Raw genomic sequence first — 4,708 nt, forward strand, 5'->3', positions numbered from 1 at the left:
GCCATGAACGTGCCATTGATTCTGCGCGACGAACCCTTCACCGAGCCGACGCCGATCACGGTCCCCGAGGGCATCGCGACCGTCACCGAGTTCTCCGAGGCGGCGACGATAGCTGATTTGCCCTCGATTTTCGACGCCGGTTACGCGATCCTGGCCACGGCAGGCCCCATCGGTCCGGGGTACGCGATCTATGCCGGCGATCCGCGCGGCGTCTTCGACCTGGAGATCGGTTTCCCCGTCGCCGCCGGCTCCATCGACCCGGACCCCGCGTCCGGCGGGGCCTTCACCGCCAATACTTTCCCGGCCGGGAGCGCGCTCGCGCTCACCCATCTGGGCACCTACGACACGCTCGGCGACAGTTGGGCACGCTTGATGCAGCACTTCGTGGAGAAAGGCCTCGGCGCACCGCGGCTAACCGCCGAGATCTATGTGAGCGATCCGTCGGCCACCGCCGCCGCCGACCTGCGCACCGACCTGTTCGTCTTCTACTGACCGGCACCGGTGGCGGTGCGCGACAAAGACCACCCCGGCCACCGGACGATTACCGTGGTGGCCGGGGCAATTGCAGAGCCCCCTGTCGGGATTGAACCGACGACCTACGCTTTACAAGAGCGTTGCTCTACCGCTGAGCTAAGGAGGCAGGCGCGTGCGTGAGTATATCCGGCGGGCCCGCGACCGCATCCTCGGCTCCCGGCAGGCCACGATCGACACGATCGAGCCGGGCAGTATCGTCGTTGCGCCACGCAAACCGATCGACCTGCACGACGAGGCCGCGATCACCGAGGTCCTCGACCTCGCCGCGCGTATCGGCGCCGTGCTCCTCGATTCCGGCACCGGCGCCATCGACACCGCCGACCAGGTGCAGTTCGTCGCGGGAATCTACGGCCTCGACGACGTCGACGTGGACGTCACCTTCAACCGGGTACTGATCTGCGCGCGCCGCGGCAGCACGCTCCCGCCGATCACCGCCGTACGCACCGTGCACTACCGCTCGATGGACTTCACCCGACTGGCCGAGATCGACCGGCTGGTCCGGCGGATCCGCAGCCGGGCGATCACCTCGGCGTCAGCGCACCGGATCGTGGACGTGATCGTCGCTGCACCGCACCCGTACTCGTATCGGACGGCGACGCTCGCGTGGGGTGTACTGGCGTACGGCGTGGTGATCTACCTGGCCGCGGGCTGGATCGTCGGATTGATCGCCTTTTTCACGTCGATGGCGATCGTTGCGGTGAACCGAAAGCTGCACCGCATCGGAACGCCGCTGTTCTTCCAGCAGGTCGCAGGCGGGTTCATTGCGGTGATACCCGCGGCGCTCACCTACCAGATCTTGTCCGGCACCGACTTCAGCATCCTGCCCGGACAGGTCATCGCGGCGGGCATCGTCGTGCTGCTGTCGGGGTTGTCCCTGGTCGGCGCGGTGCAGGACGCCATTACTGGGGCGCCGGTGACCGGCTCGGCCCGATTCACCGAGGTGCTCGTCATGACGGGCGGCATTCTGGTCGGGGTCGGCATCGCGGTGAAGTTTGTCAGCCTGGTCGGCATCGAACTGCCGGCGCTGAGCGAGATCGCCCGCTTCGCGCCATCGGAACTAGTCCCCCGCATCGTCGGCGGTGCCATCGCCTCCGGGGCGTTCGCGATGGCCAGCTACGCCGAACGACGCGCCCTTCCGGCGGCGCTCGGTGCCGGCGCGCTGGGAGCGGGCGTCCAAGGTGGTCTCAGCCTGGTGGTCACCAGCCCCTTGCTGACGTACGCGGGCGCCGCGATCCTCGTCGGGTTGATCGGCGGCCTGGCCGCCCGTGCCGCCTTGACCCCACCGCTGGTGATCGCCATCGCCGGGATCACGCCCATGCTTCCCGGCATGGCCATCTATCGCGGGATGAACGGTCTGCTGAACGGTGAAGCCGGCCGCGGCGGCGTCGAGATGCTGTCCGCCTTCGCGATCGGTTGCGCGCTGGCCGCGGGCGTCACCCTCGGCGAATTCATCGCCCGACGCCTGCGACGCCCACAGCTTCCCCAGGCCCTCCGCACGGTCCGGCACCTTCGGCGGCCATAGCGACTTGACCCTCTCGCCACGTCAGGGACGACCATGGATCGCATGACAGCAGAAGGCCCGTGGACGGTCGGTCAGCTCGCCGAGCTGACCGGCGTCACCGTCCGCACCCTCCACCACTACGACGACATCGACCTCCTGGTACCCGCACGTCGTTCGGCGGCCGGCTACCGCCTGTACAGCGCCACCGATCTCGAGCGCTTGGCACAGATCATCGTGTACCGGCGCTTGGAGCTGCCGCTCGATCAGATTGCCGAGTTGCTCGCCTCGCCCACCTCGGCGGTCGAGCAGTTGCAGCGTCAGCGGGCCGCCGTCATATCCCGACGCGACGAGCTCAACCAGCTTGCCGACGCCCTCGACCGAGCATTGGAAAGAATCATGAATCAGCAACCAGCAACCGAGGCCGACCTGCGCGAACTGTTCGGAGACGGCTATAGCGAGGACTACCAGACCGAAGCCCAGGATCGCTGGGGAGACACCGATGCCTGGCGGCAGTCGTCCGCGCGGGCGAAAAACTACACGAAATCCGACTGGGCGGAGATCAAAGCCGAGACCGACGCGATCAACGCCGACTTCATCGCCGCCCTGCGCGCTAGCGAACCCGCCGACGGCGACATCGCGACGGCCGTCGCCGAGCGCGCTCGCCGACAGATCGACCAGCGCTTCTACGATTGCAGCCACGAGTTCCACCGGAACCTCGGCGAAATGTACGTCAGCGATCCGCGGTTCGCCGCGTCGTACGACGTTCAAGAACCGGGCCTTGCGCGATATGTCCGCGATGCGATCGTCGCCAATTGCCAGCGCAACGCCGCTACCGGGTAGAATGGGACGCATGCCTCCGAAGACGACCGATCTTGTAGACGACGAAGAGCTGGAAACCCTCGCGGACGAGACCGCCCAGTCGGCTCGCCGGGTGGTCGCCGCGTACGCCACCGACGCCGAGGAAGCCGTGATGCTGTTCAACATGCTGGGTATCGCCCCGGAAGACGAGAGCGACAGCTGAGCCGCCGGTGACCGCCGACTTCGTCGTCGTCGCCAATCGGCTGCCGGTCAACAAACAGACCGGCGCCGATGGCACCGTCACGTGGACTCGCGCGCCCGGTGGCCTGGTCACTGCGCTGGCGCCGATCTTCGACAAACAGGCCGGGAGGGGGCGGCCGGGCAAGTTCGACACCGGTGCGTGGGTCGGCTGGACCGGCAGCGCCGATTCGGACGACGACCCGCAGGTCGACGGTATCGAGATCCACCCGGTCCACCTGAGCGCCACCGAAATCAACGATTACTACGAGGGCTTCTCGAACTCGACGCTGTGGCCGCTCTACCATGACGTGCTAGTCAAGCCCGAGTACCGGGCGGACTGGTGGCAGGTCTACGTCGGCGTGAATCGACGCTTCGCGCAGGCCGCATCGGCCGCGGCCAATCCGGGCGCAACGGTGTGGGTGCAGGACTATCAGCTACAACTGGTGCCGGCCATGCTGCGCGAGCTGCGGCCCGATCTGAAGATCGGCTTCTTTCTGCACATCCCGTTCCCGCCGTACGAGTTGTTCAGTCAGCTGCCGTGGCGACGCGAGATCCTCGAGGGCCTACTCGGCGCGGATCTGCTCGGCTTCCACCTGCCGGGCGGTGCACAGAATTTCCTGACCTTGGCCCGCCGCATTTTGGGCGCCAACACCTCCACCGGCCCGGTCGGTGTGCGCGCCGACTTCGGCACGGTCACTCTGCCCGACCGGACCGTCCAAGTCGGCGCCTTCCCGATCTCCATCGATTCGGCCGGGGTGGCCGCGCAGGCGTCCACCGAGGGTGTGCGGCAGCGCGCCGTGGCGATCCGTGAGGAGCTCGGCAATCCGAAAACCCTGCTGCTGGGCGTCGACCGACTCGACTACACCAAGGGCATCGACGTTCGCGTCCAGGCACTGGAGCGAATCTTTGCCGACGGTCGCCTCGATCCCGCAGACACCGTCTTTGTGCAGTTGGCAAGCCCCAGTCGCGAGAACGTGGAGAGCTACGCGCGGGTGCGGGATGTGGTGGAACGCACCGTCGCCCACGTCAACGGCACCTACGGGACAGTCGCCGCACCGCCGATTCGCTATCTGCTGCAGCCTGTCCCCCGCGACGAACTGCTCGCCTACTTCGTCGCGGCCGACGTCACCCTGGTGACCCCGCTGCGCGACGGCATGAACCTGGTGACCAAGGAGTATCTGGCCTGCCGGCCCGACCTCGGTGGGGCGCTCGTGCTGAGCGAGTTCACCGGTGCCGCCATGGAACTCAGCGAGTCGTACCTGATGAACCCGTACGACCCGGTCTCCACCGACGACGCGATCGTCGCCGCGGTCACCGACGACGACGCACATCGACGCCGCCGGATGGGTGTGCTGCGCGACCAGGTGATGCACAACGATGTGGACCAGTGGGCGCAGAGCTTCCTAGCAACCTTGGCTGGCACTAAACCAGGAGAGTGAAACGCATTGAGCGCCAACAACATCGACGATGACCTGCGGCGGGCGCTCGACGAGTTCTGCGCCCTCGAACGCGTCCTGGTGGCCTCCGACTACGACGGCTGCCTCGCGCCGATCCAGCCGCGCCCAGACATGGCGTTTCCCAACCAGGCATCGCTGGCGGCCCTCATCGAGTGCTCCACTCTGCCCAAGACACTGA

The 4,708-nt window shown here is 67.0% G+C and carries 5 protein-coding genes, 1 tRNA gene and 1 pseudogene; 6 read left to right on the forward strand and 1 reads right to left on the reverse strand.

Annotated elements, in window-relative coordinates:
* Positions 1–492, forward strand: a 492-nt coding sequence (locus WAW85_RS16535; RefSeq protein ID WP_422560676.1) for a GyrI-like domain-containing protein, incomplete at its 5' end; no start/stop codon positions are given.
* A gap of 76 nt (positions 493–568) precedes the next feature.
* Here WAW85_RS16535 and WAW85_RS16540 read toward each other — a convergent pair.
* A tRNA-Thr gene (locus WAW85_RS16540) sits at positions 569–640 on the reverse strand.
* Positions 641–646: 6 nt separating this feature from the next.
* Between WAW85_RS16540 and WAW85_RS16545 the strand changes: the two genes are divergently transcribed.
* The 5 genes and pseudogenes from WAW85_RS16545 to WAW85_RS16565 all read left to right on the forward strand — a co-directional run.
* On the forward strand, positions 647–2,056 hold the full coding sequence (locus WAW85_RS16545; RefSeq protein WP_422560677.1) for a threonine/serine ThrE exporter family protein: 1,410 nt from the start codon (positions 647–649) through the stop codon (positions 2,054–2,056).
* Between the two features lie 42 nt (positions 2,057–2,098).
* Complete coding sequence (locus WAW85_RS16550) at positions 2,099–2,875, forward strand: MerR family transcriptional regulator (RefSeq protein ID WP_422560678.1); 777 nt, start codon at positions 2,099–2,101, stop codon at positions 2,873–2,875.
* Between the two features lie 10 nt (positions 2,876–2,885).
* Positions 2,886–3,056, forward strand: a complete 171-nt coding sequence (locus WAW85_RS16555; protein WP_422560679.1) for a hypothetical protein — start codon at positions 2,886–2,888, stop codon at positions 3,054–3,056.
* A 7-nt stretch (positions 3,057–3,063) separates the two neighbouring features.
* Entirely contained in the window at positions 3,064–4,512 is a 1,449-nt protein-coding gene (locus tag WAW85_RS16560) for an alpha,alpha-trehalose-phosphate synthase (UDP-forming) (protein ID WP_422560680.1), read from the forward strand.
* A 6-nt stretch (positions 4,513–4,518) separates the two neighbouring features.
* Positions 4,519–4,708 (forward strand): annotated as a pseudogene (locus WAW85_RS16565) (trehalose-phosphatase); the annotation flags it as partial.

This window comes from Gordonia sp. (in: high G+C Gram-positive bacteria) (assembly GCF_049299075.1).
Classification (GTDB): Bacteria; Actinomycetota; Actinomycetes; order Mycobacteriales; family Mycobacteriaceae; genus Gordonia.